Raw genomic sequence first — 24,993 nt, 5'->3', positions numbered from 1 at the left:
GCAGGTCGCCCCGCAGAACCGATGCCGGCGGCACCGGTTCTGCGTCATCGCCGGGGGACCGAGCACCGATGCGCACCCAAGATCACGGCGCGCCGAGCGATCTGCTCGCTGAGCGAGCACATCGCTCGGCTCGTCAGGATCATGCCGAGGGCGACCCCGCCAACGCCTCCGCGATCGGCCGGGGCTCCAACCCCGACGCCTGCACGACGACGAGCGACCCCGACCCGGCGGGCTCCACCCGCGGCGGTTCCTCGCCGCACACGGCGTGCACGAGTGCACGTTCCAGCGCCGGCCGCACCAGGTCGGCGAGATCGGCGAGGTCGCGCGGCTTCGCCAGGCCGTCCACGATCGCCGGCTCGTCCACGAGCGCTGCGGCCGCACTCGGCGAGCTCAGCGTGCACACGTCTCGTTCCCGACGACGGCTCGCGGTGCTCCGCGACCAGGTCAGCACCACGGTGGCGTGCAGGTCGGTCCAGAACTGCTGCTCCGCGACCGGCGCCGGCAGCGGACCGGCCACGCCGGCCGGGATCGTCCGCCACCGCCGGACGTCCTCCGCGTTCGTCTCCAGGGCGGCGAGGCGGTCGGTGTCGTCGGGGTCGTCGGCGAGGTCGCTCAGGACCCGGAACGCGCCGTCGGTCGCGAGCATGGCGGGGAGGTCGAGCCGCGCCGCCTCCACGCGGTACTGGTGCACGACGAGCCGCGGCCCGTCGGTCGTCGCGTCCGCGCGGGTGCTGACGACGGCGAGGTCGAGCCGGTCCGGCGGGGTGTCGTCCCCGTCCGAGACCTCGTACGACCGCGAGCGGTCGGGCCAGTGCACCAGCGCCCGAGGAGCGTCGTCGGGAAGGGCCCGGCCCTCCCGCGTCCGGTCGAGGACGAGCCCGAGCAGGCGCAGCTGGTCGGTCTCCAGGGCGTCGACGTAGTCGCGGACCTCGGTCAGCGCGCGGTCGTGCTCGCCGGCGAGGTCGTCGACACGAGCATCGAGCCCGTCGTCGCGCTCCACCCTCGCGCGCAGGTCGGCGATCTCGGCGCCCAGCCGCTGCCACGCACGCCACCCGACGTAGCCCACCCCGCCGATCAGGGCGAGCAGCACGAGCCCGACGACCAGGAGCCACGGCCACCCGAGCCCGCGCTGCTCGATCACCGGCGCCGGGGTCACCGTGACGGGGGTGTCGACCGTCGTCGCCTGCACCCCGAGCCGGGTCAGCCCCTCGATCGCCACGGGATTCCCGACGTCGAGCCGCTGCGCCGCCTGGTAGTGCCCCGTCGCGCCGGTCGGGTCGCCCGCGGCCTCGGCCGACGCGCCCGCGGCCACCTCGGAGTACGCGGCGGCGTACCGCTCGCTCGCCGCCGTGAGACCGCGCGTCGCGCAGTCGCCCTCCTGCGCCGTGACCGCCCGCGCCGACAGCTCGGTCGCGGCGCCCACCCGGCCGGCCTGCAGCTGCGTCGCCGCCGCGTCGCACAGCGGCGTGGGCGCAGCGGAACACCCGGCGGTCGTCGTCGCGACCGCGAGCAGGACCGCGGACGCGGCGAGGAGTGATCGCACCGGGCATGTTCCTACAACATCGCCCACCCGTTCCCGACGACGGGTCGGTGCAGGTCAGCTGCTCCGCGGCGGCCGCGTCCGTGGGTGCCGCGGGTTCGCGACGGCGAGCCGGGTCAGGGTGCTGCTCCGCACCGCGGCCGCCACGGCCGGCTCGTCGGGGTCGAGCGTGCCGGCGCGCAGCCCGGCCGCGAGCGCGGCGTCGTCGGGACAGCCGGCCGCGCGCAGGGCCTCGTCGTGCAGGCGGCCCAGCCCCGGGCCGAGACGCTCCTCGCGCCGCACGATGCCCACCGCCGTGCGGGACACGCGGGCCAGGTAGCGCGAGCGGTCGTCGGCCGCCTCGAGATCCTCGGCGAGGAAGCCGTCGACGGCCTCCAGCAACTCGTCCACCGTCGGACGGTCGGTCCCGGTCGGCGCGGGGTCGACCTCGGGCAGGGGGTCGTCCGGGTCGACCAGCCCGAGGACGAGCAGCGCGTCGTACTCCGCCTCGACCGCGCGGCGGCCGAGCACCGCCAGCTCCACGGATCGTTCGGCGCCGGACAGGTGCCGCTCCGCCTGCCACCGGCAGATCACCGCCCAGTGCACGCACGCGTACAGCTCCCACCAGCGCACGGCTTCGGGGTCCGGCCGCTCCCCCGCGACCTCGGCGTACCCGTCCAGCAGCTCGTCCCGGGAGCCGAAGCCGCCGACCTCCTCGGCCGCCCCGAACCGCCACGTCCGCAAGCACAGCCACCCGAGGTCCTCGCGCGGGTCACCGAGGTGCGCGAGCTCCCAGTCCAGGACCGCGCGCAACCCGTCCTCGCCGATCAGCAGGTTGCCGTTGCGGAAATCGCCGTGCACCACGCCGAAGGGACGTCCCGACGGCGAGCGCTGGGCCAGCCGCCGGAAGGCCACCTCCAGCGCGGGCCGGGCCTCGTACGCGTCCTGGTCGGCGCGCAGGCGGGCCACCGGGTCGGGCACGGGCTCGAGCGACGGCACCTCGGCCGGCGGGATGGCGTGCAGCCGGGCGAGGGTGCGACCGAGGTCGCGGGCGAGGTGCTCGCGGGCGGCCGCGTAGCGCTCGTCGCGCAGCAGGCGCGGCGGCAGCGTCTCGCCCGCGAGCCGTTCCATGATCAGGTAGGGGCTGCCGACCGCGTCGGTGCCGTCGCCCGTCGTCACGAGCCGTGGGATCGGCACACCCGCCCGCGCGGCGGCCCGGAAGCACTCCGCCTCGCGCCTGACCTCGACCGGGCGCGGCACCTCGGGCGGGTCACGGCGCAGGACGAGGGCGCGGCCGTCGGCGTCGAACGACCAGGTCTCCCGGCTCGCCCCCGCCGTGAGCCGGCGCAGCCCGGTGATCGTCGCGCCGTCGAGCACGGTGGCCAGGGCTGCGGCGAGGTCCGCGCTCACCGGGCGCTCTCGACCACGTCGAGCGGGGACCGCCCCGCAGCCGCGAGGCGGTGCATGCGCCGCACCGTACCGCGCCGGTCGCCCGGTTCCATGCCGTCAGAAGCGTTGCTCGGAGCACCCGGGAGGGGCGACCCGGAGCATCGCGACGGCGTGGTCGAGGTCGAGCCACTCGTGCTCGGCGCCGAACGCGACGATCTCCTGTGTGCGGGCCAGGTACTCCTGGAGGACCGTGCGGGGCGCCCGGAAGACGGCGCGCTCGCCCGGCCAGCGCAGCTCGATCTCGACGACCGTGGCCGGCGCGGGGGTGTCGAGGGGCCGGACGCGGACGTCGCCCTCGCCGGCCGCCTCGATGAGGCCCTGGGCCAGGAGGCCGCGCGAGAACCGCCACACGACGTCCCGGGAGTGGGCGGTCGGGAACGCGAGGAGCACCGCGTAGGGCTCGGACCGGGCGTAGCGCAGCTCCACCTGGGCCGGGACCGGGGCGCGGTCGGTGCGCAGGAGCTCGAGGACGACGGGAACGCGCACGAGGACGTCGTGTCGCATGGCAGGCCTTTCACAGCACGTCTGGTGGTCGGGAGTGGAGCGGCGACGACCACGCGTGGGGCACATCCCGCGGCGTGCGCGGCGGGGATGGGCCGCCCCCTCGTTCGGCCCTCCCCCGCCGCCGGTGCACGACGAGGTGGCCCCACGCGTGGTCGCCCCGGGCCGTCCGACACGGGTGGCGCGATGGGCGCAGCACCTCGGAGCCGGCGGCCGGTCCAGGAGGGACAGGTGATCGCCGATCGGCGCCCGGACCGGTCCGCCCGCGTTCCGCTCCGGTCGTCGGGACCGGGTGAGCGCGGCGAGCGTCGAGATCCTGGGCAGCGGCCGATGGGCCTGTCCCGGGGTCAGGGAGACGTCAGCGGTCGTCCGTCACGGAGTGTGGCGGACGGCGAGGGCTCAGTCGGGCCCGACGGCGACCTCGGGGAACCACCACACGGCCCGGCGACGGCAGGCGGCGAGGACCAGGCCGACCAGGATCGCCGTCATCGCGAGCTCGTCGCTCAGCACGCCGGACAAGCCGGCGACGGCGCCGCCCGCCGAGGCGCCGGCCGCGCCGGTCGGGGCGACCGGAGCGTTCGGAGCACCCGGGGCGGGCGCACCGGGCATGTCGGGTCGGGACGCGGGATCGAGTGCGGCCGTGGGCACCGGCGCGTTCGAGCCCGTGTTCCCGTCCACGAGGGCCGGCGCGGACGGAGGCGGGACGGCCGCGGACGGAGTCGGGCCGGAGGCCGGGGTGACCGTCGGCGACATCGCCGGGACAGCGGCGGCGCCGACCGGCCCGAGCGGCACGGGCCCGAGGACGGCCCCACCCGCGATCCCGACCGTCCCGGTCAGCGCCTGGAGCGGCGGTCCGAGGACGCCGCCGGCCACGGTCGCGACCGCCCCGGTGAGCGCCGTCGTGGTCCCGGTCAGCCCGGAGACCGTCCCGACGAGGAGGCCGCCGGTCGCGTCGACGAGTTCGGGAAGTGGGAGCCGGCCCGGCACCGCGAGAACCGGGGCGAGCAACGTGGCCACGGTGGATGTCCGAGTCACCGTCGCCGTCAGCTCCCCGACGGGCGCGAGGACCGGCTGGAGCGGGGTCGTGATCGGCAGCACCGCGGGGAGAAGGGTCGACAGGTCGGTCGCCGTGCTCGTGAGGGAGGCGGTCGTGGCAGTGGTGGTGGCCAGGACCGGGTCCGCGACGGCTGAGGTCGTCGCGCCGAGTGTCCTGCTGAGGTTCGCCGCCGTCGCGGACCCGAGCTGCACCGCATCGGAGGTGGTCTCGATGATCGCGGTCGATGGCACCACCCTCGCCGGGAGGGCCGACCCGACGGAGTCCAGGGTCGTCGAGACCGCGCCCGAGATCGTCGTCCCCGAGGTCGCCTTCGTCGAGGTCGCCTTCGCCGGGGCCGCCCCGCCCACGAGCGCCTTGGCCGAGGACACCGTTGCGGACGCCGCCTTCGCCGGTGTGCTCGTCGCCGGGGTGGTCGTCGTCGACGTCAGCTTCGCCAGGGTGTTCTTCGTCGAGGCGGTCTTCCCAGGTGTGGCCTTGTTCGAGGTGGCCTTCACGCGCGCCGTGCCCGACGACGCCTTCCCCGAGTCCGCCTTGGTCGCCGCCTTCCCCGACTCCGCCTCGCCCGACGACGCCTTCCCCGGGTTGGCCTTGGTCGCCGCCTTCCCCGAGTCCTTGCTCGACGACGCCTTCCCCGAGTCGGCCTTGGCCGCCGCCTTCCCCGAGTCCTTGCCCGACGAGGACGTCCCCGAGGCCTTGCCGGTGACCGCGTGGACCACGGAGCTCACCGGGCCGTCCCCGGAGCCGCCGGAGGACGATCCGTCCTCGTCGGAGGACGCGTGCGCGGGGCCGGCGAGGAGGAGGGCGGCGAGGAGGAGCCCGCCCAGCAGACCGGCGAGGAGGACGAGGCGGCGGAGGATCGCGGGCAGGCGGGAGTCCGAGCGGAGGGCGTCGTGCACGGATCCCACCCCCTCGACGTGGCGGCCTCAGATGCGAGGAGTACCGCGAGGACTCCCGAGAGTGAAGACAAAGGGCCTGAATCACAGAGGTCGGGCGGAAAGTTCGTGCCTTCGCAGTCGGACGGTTACTGCCAACGGTCCATCGCGCTCACGACCCCTCCACCGGGCCCGACGACCGTGCTCTGGCCGACCCGCGACCCGCGCGGTAGAACAGCACGGGCCCTGGGAGGTGCTGTGATGATCTCGCCCGACCCCGACGTCGCGACCCTCCTGCGGGAGCTCGACGCCTTCATCGACGCCGAGATCGTCCCGCTGCAGGCGCAGGACGACAACGAGCGGTTCTTCGACCACCGCCGCGAGTTCGCCCGGACCGACGTCGAGGCGGGTGGGCTGCCGCGGCGCGAGTGGGAGGACCTGCTCGCCGAGGCCTGCCGGCGTAGCGACGCCGCCGGCTTCTACCGGTTCTCGCTGCCCGAGGAGATGGGCGGGCGCGCCGGCACCGAGTCGCAGATGGCCGCGATCCGCGAACACCTCGCCCACCGCGGGCTCGGGCTGCACAACGACCTCCAGAACGAGCACTCGGTCGTCGGGAACCTGGTCTTCGCGCACCTGCTGCACCTCTACGGGACACCGGAGCAGCGCGCGGAGTTCGTCGAGGACGTCATCACCGGCCAGCGGGGCCTCGCGTTCGGGCTGACCGAGCCCGAGCACGGCAGCGACGCGACCTGGATGGAGACGACCGCCCGGCGCGACGGCGACGACTGGGTCATCGACGGATCCAAGCGGTGGAGCACCGGTGTGCACCGGGCCAGCCACGGGATGGTGTTCGCGCGGACCTCCGGCGAGCCGGGCAGCGCCCGCGGCCTCTCGGCGTTCCTCGTCCCCACCGACGCGCCCGGCTTCGAGGTCCCCTTCTACTGGTGGACGCTGAACATGCCGACCGACCACGGCGAGGTCGTGCTGCGCGACGTCCGCGTGCCGGGCTCGGCATTGTTCGGCGAGGAGGGGCGGGCCCTGGACGTCGCCCAGACGTTCGTGCACTCCAACCGCATCCGCCAGGCCGCCTCGAGCCTCGGCGCCGCGCAGTACTGCATCGACCGGGCCGTCGCCCACGCCCGGGAGCGGCACACGTTCGGCCGTCCGCTCGCGAGCCGGCAGGCGATCCAGTGGCCGCTGGTGGAGCTGCACACCGAGGCGGCGATGCTGCGCGCACTGATCCGTGACACGGCCGCAGAGCTCGACGAGTGCCACCGCGAGGGCCGCTCCGAGGTGTCGGTGGGCCACCACGTGTCGATGTGCAACTTCCGCGCCAACCGGCTCGTGTGTGACGCCGCCGACCGCGCGATGCAGGTGTTCGGCGGGCTGGGCTACTCGCGCCACGAGCCGTTCGAGCACATCTACCGCCACCACCGCCGGTACCGGATCACCGAGGGCGCGGAGGAGGTGCAGATCCGTCGTGTCGCCGGACAGCTCTTCGGGTTCCTCTGACCCCGTCCTCTCCTCCACCGCGGACGGCGTCCGCACCCTGACCATCGACCGGCCGCGCCGGAAGAACGCGTTGGACGTCGACGGGTGGGCGTCGCTGGCCCGCGAGCTGGAGGCGGCGCAGGACGACGGCACGCGGGTCCTGATCCTGCGCGGCACGGGCGGGGATCTGTGCGCCGGGGCCGACCTGTCCGACGTCGGGCCGGGGCACCCGCTGCCCCGGATGCGGCGCATCAACGAGGTGCCGCTGGCGCTGCACGACCTCCCTGTGCCGTCGATCGCGGTCGTCGACGGCGTGGCGGTCGGGGCGGGGTGGAACCTCGCACTGGGGTGCGACGTCGTGGTGGCGACCCCGCGCTCGCGGTTCTCCCAGATCTTCGCGGCGCGCGGGCTCTCCCTCGACCTCGGCGGCTCCTGGCTGCTCCCGCGCCTCGTCGGGATGCTGCAGGCGAAGCGGCTCGCGCTGCTGGCCGAGATGATCGACGGGGTCGAGGCGCACCGGCTGGGGCTCGTCACCTACCTCGTCGAGCCCGACGAGGTCGAGACGACGGTGGCCTCGTTGGCGGAGCGCCTCGCGGCCGGTCCCCCGATCGCCCTCGGGCAGACGAAGGAGCTGCTCCACGGCGCCGTGGGCGTGACGCTCGCCGAGGCGCTGGCGAACGAGGCCCGGGCCCAGGCCGTGAACCTCGCCGGTGACGACGCCACGGCCGCGTTCGAGGCGTTCCTCGACAAGCGCCCGCCGACGTTCACCGGCGGGTGGAGCCCGGACACGCTCGAGCGCTGACCCGCAACCGGCACCGCGTTGCGCCGCGCACACGGCCAGCGGGCGGCGCCCACCCCGGCGACCGCGTTGCGCCGCGCACACGGCCAGCGGGCGGCGCCCACCCCGTGCACCGCGCCGCGCACACGGCCAGCGGGCGGCGCCCACCCCGTCCACCGTGTTGCGCCGCGCACACGGCTAGCCGGGGGCGACCACCCCGTCCACCGCGTTGCGCGACGCACACGGCCCGCGGCAACCCGACGAGCTCCGCCACCGTGTTGCGGCGCGCAACGCACCGCGACCTGAGTACCGACCGCTCCCACCGTGCGCGCCACGCAACAGGACACCGCAGGGGCACCGGCTGCTCCCACCGTGCGCGCGACGCAACGCGACACCGCACGAGCACCGCCCCCGGCGCCGCGCCCGCCGCGGATCAGCCCGGGTTCGTCCCGACGATCCACGTGACGCCGAAGCGGTCGGTCACCATGCCGTACGGCGCGCCCCACGGCGTCGGCGCCAGTGACTGGATCACCCGACCGCCCTCAATCAGCTTCGTCCAGTACCCGGTGACCTCCTCGAGGGTGTCGCCGTTGAGCAGGACGAACAGCGACTCGGAGTGCACCAGGGCATCGGCCCGCCCCGGACCGCCCGATCCGGCGAGCGACCCACCCGTCGCGTCGAACACGTCGTACGCCGCGATCCGGAACCCGTTCTCGGCTGCGACCAGGCCGAACCCCACGAGGTCGGCGTTCGGGGAGTCGGCCGCGACCGGGACGAAGGTGACCTGGTCGGAGTCGGCCGAGTCCTGCGGCACGCCGCCCTCGCCGTAGGTCCCGATCATGAGCTGTCCGCCGAAGACGGAGTGGTAGAACTCGAGTGCCTGCCGGGCGTTGCCCGTGAAGTTGAGGTGGGTGACGGTGCTGAGTGCCATGAGCAGACTCTCGCAGCCGAGGCGGTCAGGTCCGGTCCTCGTCCCGACGACGGGTCGAGGCCGCCATGCGGGGTACACCGTCGTGTGACCGACACGCAGGAACGCCGTCCGACCCGCACCCGGATGCTGGTCGGCGCCGGGATCGTCCTGGTCGTCCTGGTCGTGCTGGCGGTCGTCACCGTCTCGACCTCCCGCAGCACGCCGACGGCGGCCCCCACCTCGTCGGACCCGGTGGCGCAGGCGCGACTGGACGTGCCGCGTCGTCAGGACGGCGACCCGCTCGCGCTCGGGCGGGTGGGCGCTCCGGTGGTGATCGCCGAATGGGGCGACTTCCAGTGCCCGTTCTGCCGGCTGTACTCGACGACCACCGAGCCGGCGCTGATCCGGCAGTACGTCGACTCCGGGCAGGTCCGCATCGAGTGGCACGACTTCGCCTATCTCGGCCCGGAGTCCGTCCTCGAGGCGCGGGCCGCGCGCGCAGCGGGCCGCCAGGGACGGTTCTGGCCGTTCCACGGCGCGCTGTACGCCGACCAGGCCCCGGAGAACCGCGGCGAGGTCACCGAGGCGTCGCTGACCGCGCTCGCCGCGCGGCTCGGGCTCGACGTGCCACGGTTCCGGGCCGACTTCGCCGATCCGCGGATCGCCGACGACGTGGCCGCCGACCAGCAGCTGGGGTCGCGGCTCGGGGTCGGCGGCGTGCCGTCCTTCGTGATCGGCGACCAGCTGATCTTCGGCGCCCAGCCGCTGCCGACGTTCCAGCAGGCCGTCGACGCAGCGCTCGCGAAGACCCGCTGACCCGTGCCCGACCTCGGTTACGCCGCCGCCCTCCTCGGCGGGGTGCTCGCGCTGCTCAGCCCGTGCAGCGCCCTGCTGCTCCCGTCGTTCTTCGCGTACGCGTTCAGCGGTCGCACCGAGCTGGTGGCGCGCACGGGTGTGTTCCTGCTCGGGCTCGCGGCCGTCCTCGTGCCGCTGGGCGCCGGGTCGGGGGCGCTCGCGGGCGTGCTGACGCAGTACCGGTCGGTGGTGGTGACGGTCGCGGGCGCGCTGATCGTGGCGCTCGGCGTGGTCCAGCTCCTCGGCGGCGGGTGGGCGTTCGGAGCGGCGGCGCGATTCCAGTCGCGGATGGCGCGGCGCGGGACGTGGGTGGCGACCCTCGGGCTCGGCGCCGCGTACGGGTTGGCCGGGTTCTGCTCCGGGCCGATCCTCGGGGCGGTCCTGACGGTGGCAGCGGCGTCCGGTCAGGCGGTGCGCGGCGCCGCGCTGCTCGCGGTCTACGCGGTGGGGATGGCGTTGCCGCTGTTCGTGCTGGCCCTGCTCTGGCAGCGCTTCGACCTGGGCCGCCGCCGCTGGCTGCGGGGCCGTGAGTTCTCGATCGGCCGGCTGCGGCTGCACACCACGTCGGTGCTCTCGGGCGTGCTGTTCATCGTGATCGGCGTGCTGTTCATCATCTTCGACGGCACGGCCGGCCTGGTCGGCGCCGACCCGGCGACGTCGGCCGCGGCGGAGAACGGGGCGGTGTCCCTCGGCGACGCGGTGCCGGACCTGGTGGTGCTCGGCGGGATCGCGGTCGTGACGATCGGCGTCGTCGTCTGGAAGGTGCTCCGCCCCGACGACAGGTCCGACGACAGGCCCGACGACCGGTCCGAGACGTCATCCATCGGTGCGGGCGACGGCCGCGAGCCGGACAGGTGACGTCTCGTCCGACGCGGCACCGACCCGTCGTCGGGAATCAGTGCCGCAGGCGTGCGCGGACCTCCGCCTCGGAGCGGGCGATGTCCGAGCCCTCCGCCTCGCGGCGCAGTTCCGCCAGCCGCTCGGCGGCCTCCGGCCGACTCCACTCGCGGGCGAAGGCCCCGGAGAGGATGTCGTCGTGCAGGACGCCCGAGAAGCGTTCGTGCAGTGCGGAGACGTCGGTGGCGGCGAGGCCACGCAGCTGGCCGTACTGCGAGGTCCGCGAGTGCAGGCCGAGCTGGCCGAACAGGCCGTCGCGGGCGATGTGGTCGAACACCTCGGCCGGCTCACCGGAGAGGTAGAGCTCGGAGAGCACCGCCTCCTCGCTGAAGCCCGCCTCGACCAGGACGGCGTGCGCGGTGCGCAGCATCCCGAGGACGGTCGGCCAGACCGCCTGCTCGCTGAACAGGTCCAGCGCCGCCTCCTCGCGGGCCGAGGACACCACCGCTCCCCCGAGCGTGCCGCCGATCGCCCGGGTGATCGCCATCGTCGTGTCCCAGGCGCGCCCGGAGTCGTCGCGTTCGACCGAGACGAGGCAGGGGAAGCCGACCCGTGAGACGTAGCGGTCGCGCACCGCGGCGCCGATCATCCGCGGCGCGACCATCACGACGTCGACGCCCTCGGGCACGTCCAGCAGCCCGAAGTGCCAGTTGTAGCCGCTCGCGACGACGAGGGTGTCCCCCGCCCGCAGCCCGGGCGCGACCTCGTCGCGCACCAGGTCGGGCTGCACCTCGTCGGGCACCAGGAGCAGCGCCACGTCCGCCGCGGCCGCGGCTTCCGCGATCGGGCGCGGGGCGAAGCCGGCCTCGTCAGCGGCGGTCGCGTACTCGTCCACGCGGTTCCCGACGACGGGCGTCACGCCCGAGTCGCGCAGGTTCGCCGCCTGCGCCGCGCCCTGGTTGCCGTACCCGAGCACCGTGACCGTCCGCCCCGCGAGGGCGTCGAGGTCGCCGAGGCGTTCCGGGCCTTCCTGGTGGATCTCCGCGTGAGCCATCGCAGCAGGGTGCCATCACAGGCCGTCCACCCGGGGATCCTCGGGCTTTCCCCTAGGGTGCGCGCCCCGTGGTGCGCCGACCATCCATCACGTGCCGCACCGTCTGCCCAGTCCCCCGCCTCGTCTCCGAACAGCCCGTGCGCGAGGGCATCTCGCGCTGGCCCTCGGTGGTGTCCTCCTCGCAACGGCGTGCTCGGTCTCCGGAGGGGCGCCGCAGGCCTTCGCCCTCGGAGCGCCTGCTGCGCCGGCCCCGGCGTCGGTCCCGGCGTCGGTCCCGGCGTCCGCGGGCTGCCCCGGGGACGTGATCACGTCCGGCTGCACCATCTCGGGCGCCCGACACCAACAGCTCCACGTGCCCCCGGGCATGACCGAGGTGGGCATCGTCCTCCGCGGAACCGCCGGCGCGAACGGGGACCGGGGCGCCACCGGGGGACGCGGCGGCTTCGTGACCGCACTCGTCCCGACGACGCCCGGCGGAGGCCTCCAGATCGTGCTCGGCAGCCCCGGGGACAGCTACCACCCCGGTGGCGGTTTCCGGAACGGCGGGGAGGGCCAGCAGTCCACGGTCTACGACGACGCGGGCGGCGGCGGAGGGGCCAGCTCGGTGTCGTCGAACGGCACGCTCTACATGGTCGCGGGCGGTGGCGGCGGAGCTGGTGGTGCACCGCTCAACGATCCGGGGGTGGCCATCGGCGGCAACGGTGGCGACGCGGGCGCTCCCGCCGACGACGGCGCCCAGGGCGGCGACTCGAGCAACATCAACGGTGTCAACGGGGGCACCGGCGGTGGCGGCGGCTGTGCCGACGGCCGGATCGGGGGCGATCAGTGTCAACAGCCGCAGGGCCAGAACGACGGGAACGGCGGCCGCGGCGAGGCCCCGCACCAGGGCGACGTGCTCACGATCTTCCAGGCCTCGGGGGCGGGCGGCGGAGCAGGCTGGCCGAACGGGGGCGGAGGTGGGCAGGCCGCTCACATCGGCCTCAACCCCCTGGTCCAGGCCGGGGGCGGGGGTGGCGCGGGCGGACAGAACTTCGTCGGCAACGGGGCGGAGCTGCTCGCGCAGGGCATCACGCCCGACAACGGTGCCTCGATCACGTTCTTCGCCGCGGGCGGTCCGGTGTTCACGGCGTCCTGCAACGGCTCCAGTGAGCCGCGGCCCTACACCCCGCCGGTGGGGACCACGGCGGTCCTCGCCGTCGCACAGGGCGGGACGGGTTCCCCCACGGGCGATCCGGTCGACACCGGCCCGGCGGGCCGGGGCGCCATCACGGTGGGCACCATCCCCGTCGTGCCCGGTCAGCGCCTGGCCGTCGTCCCCGGCTGCCAGGGCTACGGGAGGGGCATCAGCCCGGGCGCCGGGATCGGCGGCGACGGCGGGTCCGCCCCGTGCCTCGCGTCACGTAACGGAGGCGGCGGTGGCGGTGGCTCGACGGTCTTCGCCGGCGGCCGGTCCCTGCTGACGGCCGGGGGCGGTGGGGGGTCCGGCGGCAATGCCGTCTCCGCGCTGAACCAGGGCCAGCCCACCCCCGGAGGCGCGGGCGGGGACGCGGGTCTCGGCTGGGGCCGCGCCGGCGCCGGCGACGGCGCCGCAGCCGGAGGAGGGGGCGGCAAGGGAGGATTCTCCGCTCAACCCGCAGGTCGCGGTGACACGGGCAGTCACGCGGTGGACAACCCCTGCTCCGGCGGCGGCGGGGGCGGCGGCGGCGGTGGTGAGGGCGCCGAGGGCGGGGACGCCGGGTACGCGAGCGGCGGCGGCGGCGGAGGTGCCGGGACGTCCACCTTCCAGGCGGGGGCCGTGCGCGACCCCGTCGTCGGGTCGGCCTCGCGCGTCGGCGACGGCTTCGTCAAGCTCCTGGCGGTCGACCCCATCCCCTACAACAACACGGCGCTCGCCGTGCCGGGCACCGCAGGACCCGGCTTCGACGGCGTCGGCAACGTCTACGACATCGACGCCGTGACGAAGGCGGGGAGATCCGGCGACACCGACGTGTACTTCGGGCAGATCGGCGGCGTCTTCGGCTGGAACTCGCCGCCGGGCTCGCCGGACAACTGGGCGCAGGACGGACAGACGATCCCGATCGCGCGCTCCGGCCCGGGCATCGTCGTGTTCGGGGCCAGCACCAGCGGCCCGACCGCGGCCGTCGCGACCGTGAGGTTCAGCGACGGCACATCCCAGCCGGTCACCATCTCGTTCCCGGACTGGACACGCCCCTTCGATCTCGCGCCGAACGTGCAGGAGGTGTTCCGGGTTCCGCGCTCCGACGGCACCCAGGTGTCCGTCTACGGGCAGTACATCCCGTCGCCGCCCGGGAAGACCGCCGTGTCGTTGACGCTGCCGCCGGCGAACCCCGGCGGCCCGACCGCGCCGACGTCGCACGTCTTCAAGGTCGAGGCCGGGGACCCCGACTGAGCGGGCGTCGCGGGGCGGTCCGGCTCTGACGTGGACCGGGGAGGAGTCGCGCTGCGGGCCGGGAGGCATCCGCGGCCGGCTCGTCTCCTCGGCGGGGTCACGCGGGTCGTCGCCCGCGGTAGCCGGAGGGGACCTCGGTGTGCCCTAGGGGAAATCCCCAGGGTGCAGACCACCCTCGGCGACCTACGTTCGCGGAGCTGACAGGTCCACGAACGACCGAGGGGTGGCGGCCGATGGCGACGACGGAACAGGAGGCCCTGCCCTACCGCTTCGCGATCGACCGCGGGGTGGCGGACCTGCGCGCGGAGTTCGACGACCTCGCGCCGGACACCGACACGGGTGTCGTCGTGCGGATCGCCGGACGCATGATCGGCCGCCGCCGCCACGGCGGTCTCTCGTTCGCCGACCTGCGCGACGGCACCGACGCCGTCCAGCTGCTGCTCGACACGGCCGTGCTCGGCGCGGACACCCACCACGCGTTCGACGCCCTCGACCTCGGCGACTGGATCGGCGTCACGGGCACCGTCATGACGACCCGCGCGGGCGAGCTGTCCGTCCGGGTCACCGGGTACGTGCTGCTGGCCCGCGCGAAGCGCCCGCTCCCCCTCGGTCACGGCGGCCTCACCGACGTCCAGACCCGCTACCGGCGCCGCTACGTCGACCTGTCGGTGAACGCCCGCACCCGCGACATCTTCCGGATCCGGCACGCCGCGATCCGCGCGATCCGCGAGCAGTTGGCCGAGGAGGGGTTCACCGAGGTCGAGGGCCCGGTGCTGCAGAACATCCAGGGCGGGGCGTCGGCGCGCCCGTTCGTCACCCACCACAACGCGCTCGACCTCGACATGTACCTGCGGATCGCGCTCGAACTGCACCTCAAGCGGCTGATCGTCGGCGGGATGGGCCGGGTGTTCGAGATCGGCCGCGTGTTCCGCAACGAGGGCGTCGACACCCGGCACAACCCCGAGTTCACGATGCTCGAGGCCTACCAGGCCTTCGCCGACTACCACGACATGATGGACCTGACCGAGAAGCTCGTGGTGGCGGCCGCCCGCGCCGCGCTCGGGCGGGGCTCCGACCTGACCGTGCACTACCTCGGCCGCACCGTCGTCCTCACGCCGCCGTGGCCACGGAAGCGCTTCGCCGACATGATCGCCGAGAAGACCGGCGAAGTCATGCACCCGGACATGCCGCTCGACGACGCCCGCGCCGCCCTCACCCGCCTCGGCATCGACTACGAGCAGGGCTGGGGCGCGGGCCGCCTGATGACCGAGGTCTACGACGAGCGCGTGCAGCACGACGTCGACGGCCCGGTGTTCTGCGTCGACTACCCGCGCGAGGTCTCGCCGCTGGCCCGCGTGCACCGCGACGACCCCGCCTACAGCGAGCGCTTCGAGCTCATCGTCGCGGGCTTCGAGCTGTGCAACGCCTACTCCGAGCAGAACGACCCGGCCGAGCAGATGGCCGCGTTCGTCGAGGAGGCCGAGGCCAAGCGCAACGGCGACCCCGAGGCCGGCGACATCGACGAGGACTACGTCCGCGCCCTGGAGTACGGCATGCCGCCCACCGGCGGCCTCGGCATCGGCATCGACCGGCTCGTCATGCTGCTCGCGAGCGTCGACTCGATCCGCGAGGTCCTGCTGTTCCCGACGCTGCGGCCCGAGTTCGCCCCGCCACCGGGCGCCGGGCCGACCGGGGCCGTCCGCCCGCTCCTCCCCCCGACCGGGCTGCCACCGGCCCCGATGGAACTCCCACCACCGGTGCCGAACGCGAGCGTCGAGCCCCCCGAGCGGCATCCCACCGTCGCCCCGCGGGTCGTCGCCGGCATCACCGCCGTCGCCGGGGTCCTGCACCTGCTCTCGATGCTCCCGGGAATTCACCGGCGCGTGCTCGGCGGCCTGGCCGTCGACGTCGTCCCGCCCTGGGCGATCGTCTCCGGCCACGTCATGTCCGCCGTGATCGGGCTCGTCCTGCTCCTGCTCGCCGACCAGCTCGCCCGGCACAAGCGGGCCGCCTGGCGCGTCGCCGTCGGGCTGTTCGGGATCGGCCTGGTCGCACACGTCCTCAAGGGTCCGCACGAGGTGGGCATGCTGCTCTGCCTCGTGATGCTCGCGCTGCTCGCGCGCTACCGCCGTTCGTTCCACGCGCCGGCCGACCCTCCGTCGTTGCTGCGGCTGCTCCGCGTCGTCCCGATCTACCTCGGCGCCGTGCTGCTCTTCGGCTTCGTCGGGCTCGCGTTCCAGCGCGGCCACGTGACGCCGGAGCTCAGCCTCGGCGGCGGCCTGGAGACGATCTTCGGCGGCCTGATCGGCCTCGACGGGCCGTACACCTTCGCCAGGCCGCTGTTCGCCGCATGGTTCCCCGACGCGCTGCTCGCGCTCGGGATCGCCGGGCTCGTGATCGTGCTGATCCTCGTCTTCCGGCCGCTGCTGTCCCGCTCCCCGCACACCCCGCAGGAGTGGGCGCACGCACAGACGCTGGTGACGACGTTCGGCTGGGACACGCTCGCCGCGTTCGCGCTGCGCGACGACAAGAGCTTCTTCTTCGCCTCCGACGGCCGCGCCATGATCGCCTACACCTACCTGCGCGGCTACGCGCTCGCCTCCGGCGACCCGATCGGCGACCCCGCCTCGATCCCCCGGGTGGTCGACGAGTTCCTCGCGATGTGCGAGGAGCGCGCCTGGACCCCCGCCTTCCTCGCCGCCCGCGAGGACACCGTCACCGGCGACGGGCCGCTCGCCGCCCGCGGGTTCAAGAGCTTCTACCTCGGCGACGAGGCGATCCTCGACTGCACGACGTTCACCCTCGAGGGTCGCGCCCGCAAGAGCGTCCGCGCCGCGGTGCGGCGGGTCGAGCGGTCCTACCGGTTCCAGCTCGTCACCGAGGCCAACGCCTCGCCCGAACTCGTCGCGGGCCTCAACGCGATCAGCGAGCAGTGGCGCGGCAAGGCCCCCGAGCGCGGGTTCACCATGGCGCTCTCCCAGGACGTCGCCGGAGCCGGCCGGAACCCCGCCTTCCTGCTGTGCGTCGCGCTCGACGAGCGCGGGGTGCCGGGCGGGTTCCTCCGGCTCGTCCCGGCCTACGGCGGGCCGCAGACCGGCACCACGTTCGGCTACACGCTCGACCTCATGCGCCACGACCCGTCGGCGCCGAACGGCATGACCGAGTTCCTCATCGCGAGGAGCGCCGAGGCCCTCGGCGCCCGCGGCGTGACGCGGTTGTCGATGAACTTCGCGCTCTGGGGGCGCCTGTTCGCCGACGACGTGCCGTTCACGCCCACCCAGCAGCTGGCGCGGAGGGCCGTCGGCGTGCTCAACCCGTTCTTCCAGGTCCGGTCCCTGCACGACTTCAACGCCAAGTTCGACCCGCAGTGGCTCCCCCGCGTGCTCGCCTACCGTCACGCGGCCGACCTGCCGCGGGTCGGGCTGCTCTACGCCGGGGCGGAGGGGTTCCTCGCCCTGCCGGGCCTCGGCCCGCTGTTCGTCCCCGCCGCGGTCGGCGGGACGCCGTCGCCGTCCGCCCCGTCGGGCGCTCCGGCGTGACCGCCCCGGCACCCGGGCGCGGAACGCTGCGGGCGGCGGGGGCGGTCGTCGCCGTCGCCCTGCTCGTGGTCCTGCTGCTGCTCGTCCTCTGGATCGACGGCGGGCGGGCGACCTTCGTCCGCGCCGGCGTCGACGCCGCGACCGGGGCGCTGGAGTCCGCGGGCCTCGCGGTCTGCGCCCGGGCCCCGCGGACCGGCGCCACCCCCAGTGCGCTCGAGGCGGTCACCCTCGACGTCGCGAACGACCGTCCCGGCTGCACCGCAGGACCCGTCGCGCGGATCGGGGTCGAACAGTTCGGCTCCGCCGGCGACCGCGACGCGGCGGCCCGGGCCGAGGAGGTCCGGGTCCGGCCGCGCGGCAGCACGCTCGTGCACACCCTCGACGACCTCGTCGTCTCGGTCCCCGGCCTCGCCGACGACGACCTGACCGACCGCATCAGCGCGGCACTCACCGCGCGGGGGGCCCGATGACCGCACGCGGCACGAAGCTGGGTGTCCTCGCCCTGGCCATGATCAACGTGGCGGCCATCGTCAGCGCCCGGAACCTGCCGGTGATGGCCGAGTACGGCTGGTCGATGCTCGCGCTGTTCGCGATCTCGATCCTCGTCTTCCTCATCCCGATCGCGATGGCGGCCGCCGAGCTGGGCACCGCCTGGCCGCGCGACGGCGGCGTCTACGCCTGGGTGAAGGAGGCCTTCGGCGAGCGGACCGGCTTCCTCGCGGTCTGGTGCGACTACTCCGAGAACGTCGCCTGGTTCCCGACGGTGCTCTCCTTCATCGCCGCGAGCCTCGCCTACGCGATCAACCCGGCGCTCGCGACGAACACCGTCTTCCTCGTCGTCGTCATGATCACGATCTTCTGGGCGACGACGCTCGCGAGCCTGCGCGGGGTCGGCGCCTCGGCGAAGCTCGGGGCCGTCGGGACGATCGCCGGGTCGATCGTGCCCGCGGTGCTCGTCGTCGTCCTCGGCGCCGCGTTCCTGGTGCAGGGCCGGCCGTCGGCGATCCCGTTCTCCGCCGGGGCGCTCGTGCCGGACCTGCAGATCGACAACCTCGCGTTCCTCGCCGGCATCGTCCTGCTGTTCACCGGCATGGAGATGGCGGGCTTCCACGCCCGGCACGTGGAGAACCCGGGCCGCGTGGTGCCGCGGGCGATCCTGCTCTGTGTCGGGATCACGATCGTCTTCTCGGTGGTCGGCTCGCTCTTCATGGCCTTCGTCGTGCCCGCCTCGGAGCTCAGCCTGGTCTCGGGGACGATGGAGCTCTTCCGCAGTGTGCTCGACCTGCTCGGCGTCGGGTGGCTCGTCGTCCCGCTGGCCCTGCTCATCGCGTTCGGCGGCGTCGCGCACCTCGCGCCGTGGATCCTCGGGCCGGCCGAGGGCGTCGCGGCGGTCGCCCGCGAGGGCAGCGCGCCGCGCCGGCTCGGGCGCACCAACGCCCGGGACGTACCGGTCACCCTCGTGATGGCCCAGGGCGTCGCGGGGACCGTCTTCGCACTGCTGTTCCTGCTCGTGCCGAGCGTGAGCACGTCCTACTGGATGCTCTCGGCGGTCACCGCCCAGATCGTGGTGATCATGTACGGGCTGATGTTCGCCGCCGTGATCCGGCTGCGCTACACCCGGCCCGACGTCCCGCGGCCCTACCGCATCCCGGGCGGGCTGCCCGGCGTGTGGGCCGCGGGCGGGATCGGCCTGCTCGGCTGCGTCTTCTCGTTCGTCCTGGGCTTCGTCCCGCCCTCGCAGCTCACCACGGGCAACACGACCGCCTACGTCGCGCTGCTCGCGGTCGCCGTGGTGGTGCTCTCGTGCCCGCCGTTCGTCGTCGCAGCCCTCGACCGCCGGAGGGCCCGGCTCCGGCCGACCGCTCCCGCCCCGGTCGCGTGAGCGAGCACGGGCGCCACGAGGCCCCACGTCGCTACGACCGCCCGTTCCTGCGGGCCACGCTCCTCGCGGTGGCCACCGCCGCCGTCCTGTTCGCCGTGTCCGCGGTCGTGCAGGCCGGCGGCCTCGTGTTCGAGATCGAACTCACCGACGCGTGGTTCGGCGCCCTGCTCGTCGCCCTCGTCCTGGTCGCGGTGGTGGCCCTGCTGCTGTCCCGACGACGGGCCGCGCGGGTCCTCGCCGTCCTCGGGCTCGTCGTCGCGCTGCTGCTCGGCGCGGCGGCCGCGGTCAACCTGCACTTCGACTACTACCGGACCCTGGGCGAGGCGGTCGGCGCGCCGGCGCGGGACCAGGTCACGATCGACACGATGCTGCGCGAGGACGCGGACCCCGGACCGGGCGTCGTCGCCCCGGTCCCGATCCCGGCGTCCGCGTCGGGCTTCCAGGCCCGGCCCGCGATGATCTACGTCCCGTCGGCGTTCTTCACGAGACCCCGCCCGCAGCTGCCGGTGATCATGCTGCTGCACGGCACCCCGGGGACCCCGCAGGACTGGATCAACGGCGGCCGGGCCGACACGATCGCGGACGCCTTCGCGGCGGCGCACGGCGGGGTCTCCCCGATCCTCGTCATGCCCGACATCAACGGCTCGACGACGGCCGACACCGAGTGCGTGGACGGGCCGGCCGGCAACGCCGAGACCTACCTGACCCAGGACGTGCCGGACTACGTGCTGTCCACGTTCCGGACGCGGCCGACCGGGTCGGCGTGGGCGGTCGCCGGGCTCTCCGAGGGCGGCTCGTGCGCGGTGATGCTCGCGCTGCGGCACCCGAACATGTTCCACACCTTCGGCGACTACGCGGGTCTCGAGGGCCCACGCAGCGGCGACACCAACGCCGGCGTCGTCGACACGGTCACCCAGCTCTTCGGCGGCTCGCAGGCGGCCTTCGACGCGCACGAGCCGACGACGATCCTCGGTACGACGCGCTTCCCGGCGCTCGGCGGCTGGTTCGAGGTCGGCACGGCGGACCCCGATCCCGCGGCGGCCCAGGCTCTGCTCGTGCCGGCCGCACGCCGCGCGGGGATCGCCACCTGCTCGGTCCTCGTCCCGAACGGCGGCCACACCTTCGACGTCTTCTCGGCGGCCTTCGAACGGTCCCTGCCCTGGATGTCGAGCCGTCTCGGCATCCCGACGACGGGTGCGGCCTGCCCGCAGCAGTGACCGCGTCGAGGGGACACGGTTACCGCGCAGCGATCCGGTGCGCGACGGCACGGACGAACGGGCCGTCCGTCACGGTGGATCGTGACGAACGGCCCGCTCGTGGGGTGGTGTCGGGTCAGCGGCGGGGCATGACCTCGGTGCGCGGCTCGCGGTAGTCCTGCCGGGCCTGCGCCGCCCGGTCGGCCTGACGTCCGCGACCGAGCGCGTACGCCCCGCCGCCGAGCAGCACGATCACGCCCGCCCCGCCGAGAGCCCAGGGCAGCACGTCCGACCCCGCGGTGTCGGTCACGTCGGTGCTGGTGCTGTCGCTCCCCGACGACGAGCCGTGCCCCGAGGAGTGCGTCCCCGCGGCGGTCCCGCTGCCGTGGTGCGCCGGGGCGGGCGCGGCGCCGGTGACGGTGATCCGGCTGGACACGGTGCCCGCCGACGAGGACGCGGTGACGGTGTAGGTGCCGGCCTTCGCGCTCGAGGCGATGGTGGCCGAGCCGGAGAACGCCTCCGGGTTCGTCCTCGACATCGTCGCCGGCCCGGCGAAGGCGGACGAGGTGACGGTGATCGGGCCGGTCGCGGTGGAGGCGGCGGGCTCGGCGAAGGTGCCGGAGAACGTGATCTGCGCGCCGGGCTTCACCGACGACGCCGACAGGGTGAGCACCCCCGGCTCGGCGACCGCGGCTTGGGCGCTGGAGGACTGGGCGGTGACCGGGGTGACGGTGTCGGCCAGGGCGACGCCGGTGCCGGCGAGGGTGAGCGAGCCGGCGATCAGGGTGGCGGCGGCGATCCGGGTGAGGCGCATGACGTGCTCCCGAGGGTGAGGGACGCGGTGCGGGGAGGAGTCCTGGTGGGCGCTTCCCGTGCTGACACCGGGAACTCTGCCGCCGCGGGGACCTCCGTCCCGTCCCCCGAGGAGCCGGTCCTGCGGACGACACCGCTGTCCCCCGACGAGGGGACACCGCACGCCGCTAGGCAATTGATCATGTCGAGCGCGACGGGCCGGGCGTCGCGCTCGACATGATCGACTGCCTAGCGGTCCGAGGCGCCCGTCCCCCGACGGGAGGACAGCCGTGTCGTCCGGACCCCGGCCGACGAGCCGACAGGACGCGGGTCCCTCGAGATCGACGCTTCATGGCGTCACCGGGACACACCCGGTCAGCCCGGAAGGGGCAACGTCATGAGCGTCGCCACCCTGCCCGTCCCCGCAGTCACCACCGCTCCCGCCACGCCGCGCGTCGTCGACCCGGCCCGGCTCGCGACCCGGCCGATGCGCCGCTGGCTGCTGGCGGTCCTCGCCGCCAACGTCGTCGCCGCCGCGATCCTGCTGATCACCGCCCCGTCCCTGGCCGCCGCGGCCACCGCCGCCGGCACGATGGCCGGCGTCGACGTCGGGCTCGCCGCGCTGATCCGCCAACAGGACGTCGTCAACGGCCTGTTCGCCCTGGCCACGCGGACGCCGAAGCGCTGGCCGCTGCGTCTGCGGGCCGCGATCGCCCAGGTCCACCAGGTCGGCGCCGGCGTCCACGTCGGCGCGGCGATCTCGGCGGTCGGCTGGTTCCTCGCCTTCACCGCCCTGACCGCGCTCGCGCCGGCGACACCGCTGCGCCCCGCGGTGCTCGGGATCGCCGGCGGCATCCTCGCGGTGCTCGTGACGATGGCCGTCCTCGCCCGGCCGAGCGCCCGCGAGAGCCGGCACGACCGCTTCGAGCACTCCCACCGCTGGGGCGGATGGGCCGCGCTCGCCCTGTTCACCGCGCTGACCGTCGTCCTCGCCGCCGACGCCCCGACCTCGTTCGCCACCGCTCTCGTGACCTCCCCCGGCGCCTGGATCCTGCTCGCCGTCGCCGTCGCCGCGGTGATCCCGTGGCTGCAGCTGCGCCGGCTCGCGGTGACGATCGAGACGCCGTCGGACCACGTCGCCCTCGTCACCGCCGACCGCGGCCGCCCGGTCCGCATCGGGTCGGCCACCCGCATCGCCCGCCACCCGCTCGGCCAGTGGCACGCCTTCGCCACGGTCGCCCGCCCGGACCGCACCGACTTCCGCCTCGCGGTCTCCCGCGCCGGGAACTGGACCGGGGACTTCATCGACGACCGCCCCGGGGCCGTCTGGGTCCGCGGGGTCCCGACGACGGGTGTCGGCAGCGTCTCGCGCCTGTTCCACGGCGTCGTCTGGATCGCGACGGGCAGCGGCATCGCCCCGGTGCTCCCGCACCTGCTCGGCGAGGACACCCCGGCCCACCTGCTCTGGGTCACCCGCAACCCCGAGCGCACCTACGGCTCGGATCTCGTCGCCGACATCCGCACGGCCGACCCGAGCGCGCTGTTCTGGGACACCGACGCGAACGGCAAGCCCGACCTGGTCGCCCTCGCCCGGGAGGCCGTGGCCCGCACCGGTGCCGAGGCCGTCGTCTGCATCTCGAACCGGCGCACCACGCTGCGGGTGGTCGGCGAGCTGCGGCGCCAGGGCATCCCGGCCTACGGCCCGATCTGGGACTCCTGAGGTGCGTAGCCCGTGAGTACTTGTGACGGCTATCGCCGTCACAAGTACTCACGGGCGAAGCACCTCGGAGCTCACATGCTCCGCACGCCGGCCGCGTCCACCGCCCGCTCGAAGGGGGTGTCGCCGCGCGGCACGTCCTCGCCCAGCTGCCGGTACAGCTCGGCGATCCGCGTGCTCACGTGGTGCGAGGCCAGCTCGGCGAGGGCGGGGTCGACCTGCGCCACCAGCTGGCGGAAGCGCAGCTCCGCCAGCGAGCCGAGCTGGTCGTAGACGTCGACGAACACCTGTTGCGCCTCCGCGCGGCGCCACCCCGCGGGCAGCAGGTCCGCCGGGAGGTCGGGGTCGCGCTCGGGGAACTTGCGCCAGTCGATGCGCATCTCGGTCCGCAGGCGCAGCGCCTCGGTCGGGCCGACCGAGCCCGCCGTGAGGCGCCGCCGCAGGGCGCCGTAGGTGTCGGCGAACGCGGCGTACTCGGCGGTGAGGTCCGAGAGGTCGAAGGCGCCGCCGAGCGCTCCGGCCTCGTGGCAGCCCGGCACCTCGGTCGCGCGCAGCACGGTGCTGCGCCCGACGCCGAGCTCGGCGAGCAGTGCCTGCACCCGGGAGGTCACGTCGCGCGGCGAGACCCACAGCCCGTCGTAGAGGGCCGCCAGCCCGAGCACCCGGAGCCGGGACCGGAGGGCCGTCCGCACCTCCCGCTCCTGCTCGGGCACCGAGAACGCGACCACCGTCCAGCACCCGTCCCAGGGCGGCGTGGTGGCACCGAACGTGAGCATCCGGTGGGTGCGCCCGACGACGACGGCCGGGGACCGCGGCGGGATGCCGTAGGCCGTGGTCCGACCGGTCCGCGAGGTGGTGAGCAGGCCCTTCGCGGCCAGGCGACGCATCGCGGCCCGTGCGTTCTCCGCGCCCACGTCGAAGTCGGCCAGCAGGCGCAGGAGGGCTGCGGACGGCAACTGCTCGTCGCGCCAGTACCAGTAGTCCCCGAGCAGCGAGGTCAGGAGCAGCTGGGGCTCCGACCGCGCGCGATCGTCGTCGGACACGGTCCACCTCCCCCGGGCGCAGCGTACGGGTCGTCCGACGCCGTCGGAATCCGGCGAGCGTGACCCTTGCCATTGACGACTACTACTGCGACGCTCGTCGCAGTCGACGTCGCCAATGATCGCGGTCACACCCCGAGGCGGCGCCACGACCGGTACCCCAACGCAGGGAGAACCCGCCATGCGCCTCCGTCCCCGTGCCGGCGCCCGCGTCCACGTCGCCGCCCTCCTCGTGGTCGCCGCCGTCCTCCTCGCCGGCTGCGGCGCCACCGTGGGCGACGGCGGCGGAGGCGGACCGGCACCGGGGGCGAACGCCGCGCTCTACGACCGACTCCCCGAGGCCGTCAAGCAGGCGGGCGTGCTCCGGTTCGCGGGCGACAGCCACCCGCCGTACCGCACCGTGGGTCCCGACGGCCGGATCACCGGCATCGACAAGGACTTCCAGGACGCGCTGAGCCGGGTCCTCGGCGTGCGCATCCAGACCACCATCGTCGACAGCCTTCCCGCCGCCCTGCAGGGCATGCTCGCCAACCGCTACGACGCGTTCAACGGCCCGGTCAAGGCCACCGCCGAGCGCGAGCGGCAGTTCGACACCGTCACCTGGATGACCACGCGCACCTCCTACGTGGTGCCGGCCGCCTCCCCCGTCACCGCCACCGACCAGCTGTGCGGGCGCCGGGTCGCGGTGGCCACCGCGAGCATCGTCGAGCAGCAGCTGGCCAACCTGTCCGCGTACTGCCAGCGCACCGGGCGACCGGCCACGACGTCGATCGGGCTGGCCGACACCAACGCCACCCTCCTCGCCGCGCAGTCCGGCCGGGCCGACGCCGCGGGGATGACCCAGGCGGCCGCCATCGACGTCGTGGCGCAGCAGCAGGGCGTCTACCGCTACGTCACGCAGACCGAGGAGCAGGGCGCGACAGCCGACAAGCTGGCGCTCTACGTCGCGAAGTCCTCGCAGCTCGGCCCGGTCATGGAGCAGGCCTGGCAGCAGGTGTTCGCCGACGGCGACTACGCCCGGATCATGGCGAAGTGGGGTCTGTCGGACGTCACGGTGCCCGCCCCGCAGTACAACGCCGGGACCGCGTCGTGAC

Annotated in this window: 19 protein-coding genes; 11 read left to right on the top strand and 8 right to left on the bottom strand. The window is 74.6% G+C overall.

The features are described from left to right. Positions 1-139: 139 nt before the first annotated feature. The 4 genes from ACQPYX_RS10485 to ACQPYX_RS10470 form a co-directional block, all read right to left on the bottom strand. Positions 140-1,543 (bottom strand): hypothetical protein, encoded by a 1,404-nt coding sequence (locus ACQPYX_RS10485; RefSeq protein WP_433802848.1) that lies wholly within the window; start codon positions 1,541-1,543, stop codon positions 140-142. Positions 1,544-1,597: 54 nt separating this feature from the next. Then, on the bottom strand, positions 1,598-2,929 hold the full coding sequence (locus ACQPYX_RS10480; RefSeq protein WP_433802847.1) for a phosphotransferase: 1,332 nt from the start codon (positions 2,927-2,929) through the stop codon (positions 1,598-1,600). Between the two features lie 96 nt (positions 2,930-3,025). Then, positions 3,026-3,454, bottom strand: coding sequence for an SsgA family sporulation/cell division regulator (locus ACQPYX_RS10475; protein ID WP_433802846.1), 429 nt, complete (start codon positions 3,452-3,454; stop codon positions 3,026-3,028). Positions 3,455-3,868: 414 nt separating this feature from the next. Beyond that, complete coding sequence (locus ACQPYX_RS10470; protein ID WP_433802845.1) at positions 3,869-5,422, bottom strand: hypothetical protein; 1,554 nt, start codon at positions 5,420-5,422, stop codon at positions 3,869-3,871. 237 nt (positions 5,423-5,659) lie between these two features. On the opposite strand from ACQPYX_RS10470, the gene ACQPYX_RS10465 reads away from it, so the two are divergent. Both ACQPYX_RS10465 and ACQPYX_RS10460 read left to right on the top strand, forming a co-directional pair. Continuing rightward, positions 5,660-6,910 (top strand): acyl-CoA dehydrogenase family protein, encoded by a 1,251-nt coding sequence (locus tag ACQPYX_RS10465; RefSeq protein WP_433802844.1) that lies wholly within the window; start codon positions 5,660-5,662, stop codon positions 6,908-6,910. Then, the gene (locus tag ACQPYX_RS10460) at positions 6,879-7,691 is read left to right on the top strand and encodes an enoyl-CoA hydratase/isomerase family protein (RefSeq protein WP_433802843.1); all 813 of its coding nucleotides are present in this window, start codon (positions 6,879-6,881) and stop codon (positions 7,689-7,691) included. Before ACQPYX_RS10465 ends, ACQPYX_RS10460 begins: the two co-directional genes overlap by 32 nt. Positions 7,692-8,100: 409 nt before the next feature. Here ACQPYX_RS10460 and ACQPYX_RS10455 read toward each other — a convergent pair whose 3' ends face one another. Continuing rightward, positions 8,101-8,598 (bottom strand): VOC family protein, encoded by a 498-nt coding sequence (locus ACQPYX_RS10455; RefSeq protein WP_433802842.1) that lies wholly within the window; start codon positions 8,596-8,598, stop codon positions 8,101-8,103. Positions 8,599-8,682: 84 nt separating this feature from the next. Here ACQPYX_RS10455 and ACQPYX_RS10450 point away from each other — a divergent pair, with 84 nt between their 5' ends. Next, positions 8,683-9,393, top strand: a complete 711-nt coding sequence (locus ACQPYX_RS10450; RefSeq protein WP_433802841.1) for a DsbA family protein — start codon at positions 8,683-8,685, stop codon at positions 9,391-9,393. A 3-nt stretch (positions 9,394-9,396) separates the two neighbouring features. Continuing rightward, entirely contained in the window at positions 9,397-10,290 is an 894-nt protein-coding gene (locus ACQPYX_RS10445) for a cytochrome c biogenesis CcdA family protein (RefSeq protein ID WP_433802840.1), read from the top strand. Between the two features lie 37 nt (positions 10,291-10,327). Here ACQPYX_RS10445 and ACQPYX_RS10440 read toward each other — a convergent pair whose 3' ends face one another. After that, entirely contained in the window at positions 10,328-11,323 is a 996-nt protein-coding gene (locus tag ACQPYX_RS10440; protein WP_433802839.1) for an NAD(P)-binding domain-containing protein, read from the bottom strand. Positions 11,324-11,687: 364 nt separating this feature from the next. On the opposite strand from ACQPYX_RS10440, the gene ACQPYX_RS10435 reads away from it, so the two are divergent. The 5 genes from ACQPYX_RS10435 (at position 11,688) to ACQPYX_RS10415 (ending at position 20,371) form a co-directional block, all read left to right on the top strand. Beyond that, entirely contained in the window at positions 11,688-13,733 is a 2,046-nt protein-coding gene (locus ACQPYX_RS10435; RefSeq protein WP_433802838.1) for a hypothetical protein, read from the top strand. 233 nt (positions 13,734-13,966) lie between these two features. Beyond that, the gene (lysS, locus tag ACQPYX_RS10430) at positions 13,967-17,272 is read left to right on the top strand and encodes a lysine--tRNA ligase (RefSeq protein WP_433802837.1); all 3,306 of its coding nucleotides are present in this window, start codon (positions 13,967-13,969) and stop codon (positions 17,270-17,272) included. Beyond that, positions 17,269-17,742, top strand: coding sequence for a hypothetical protein (locus tag ACQPYX_RS10425; RefSeq protein WP_433802836.1), 474 nt, complete (start codon positions 17,269-17,271; stop codon positions 17,740-17,742). Before lysS ends, ACQPYX_RS10425 begins: the two co-directional genes overlap by 4 nt. After that, complete coding sequence (locus ACQPYX_RS10420; protein WP_433802835.1) at positions 17,739-19,154, top strand: amino acid permease; 1,416 nt, start codon at positions 17,739-17,741, stop codon at positions 19,152-19,154. The genes ACQPYX_RS10425 and ACQPYX_RS10420 overlap by 4 nt, the downstream gene beginning before the upstream one ends. Beyond that, positions 19,151-20,371 carry an alpha/beta hydrolase gene (locus ACQPYX_RS10415; RefSeq protein ID WP_433802834.1) on the top strand — a complete coding sequence of 407 codons (1,221 nt, stop codon included), beginning with the start codon at positions 19,151-19,153 and terminating at the stop codon, positions 20,369-20,371. The genes ACQPYX_RS10420 and ACQPYX_RS10415 overlap by 4 nt, the downstream gene beginning before the upstream one ends. Positions 20,372-20,486: 115 nt before the next feature. Here the strand turns inward: ACQPYX_RS10415 and ACQPYX_RS10410 are convergent, their stop codons facing one another. Then, complete coding sequence (locus tag ACQPYX_RS10410; RefSeq protein WP_433802833.1) at positions 20,487-21,164, bottom strand: hypothetical protein; 678 nt, start codon at positions 21,162-21,164, stop codon at positions 20,487-20,489. A gap of 375 nt (positions 21,165-21,539) precedes the next feature. Between ACQPYX_RS10410 and ACQPYX_RS10405 the strand changes: the two genes are divergently transcribed. Further along, positions 21,540-22,862 carry a hypothetical protein gene (locus ACQPYX_RS10405; protein WP_433802832.1) on the top strand — a complete coding sequence of 441 codons (1,323 nt, stop codon included), beginning with the start codon at positions 21,540-21,542 and terminating at the stop codon, positions 22,860-22,862. Between the two features lie 71 nt (positions 22,863-22,933). On the opposite strand, the gene ACQPYX_RS10400 is transcribed toward ACQPYX_RS10405, so the two are convergent. Next, on the bottom strand, positions 22,934-23,902 hold the full coding sequence (locus ACQPYX_RS10400) for a PaaX family transcriptional regulator (RefSeq protein WP_433802831.1): 969 nt from the start codon (positions 23,900-23,902) through the stop codon (positions 22,934-22,936). Between the two features lie 178 nt (positions 23,903-24,080). On the opposite strand from ACQPYX_RS10400, the gene ACQPYX_RS10395 reads away from it, so the two are divergent. Next, on the top strand, positions 24,081-24,992 hold the full coding sequence (locus tag ACQPYX_RS10395; RefSeq protein ID WP_433802830.1) for a transporter substrate-binding domain-containing protein: 912 nt from the start codon (positions 24,081-24,083) through the stop codon (positions 24,990-24,992). The last annotated feature ends 1 nt before the right edge of the window (position 24,993 follow it).

The sequence above is a fragment of the Actinomycetospora sp. CA-084318 genome (assembly GCF_050955885.1).
Classification (GTDB): domain Bacteria; phylum Actinomycetota; class Actinomycetes; order Mycobacteriales; family Pseudonocardiaceae; genus Actinomycetospora.
Note: the sequence above shows the minus strand (reverse complement) of the source record. Positions and strands in the feature narration are given on the sequence as shown.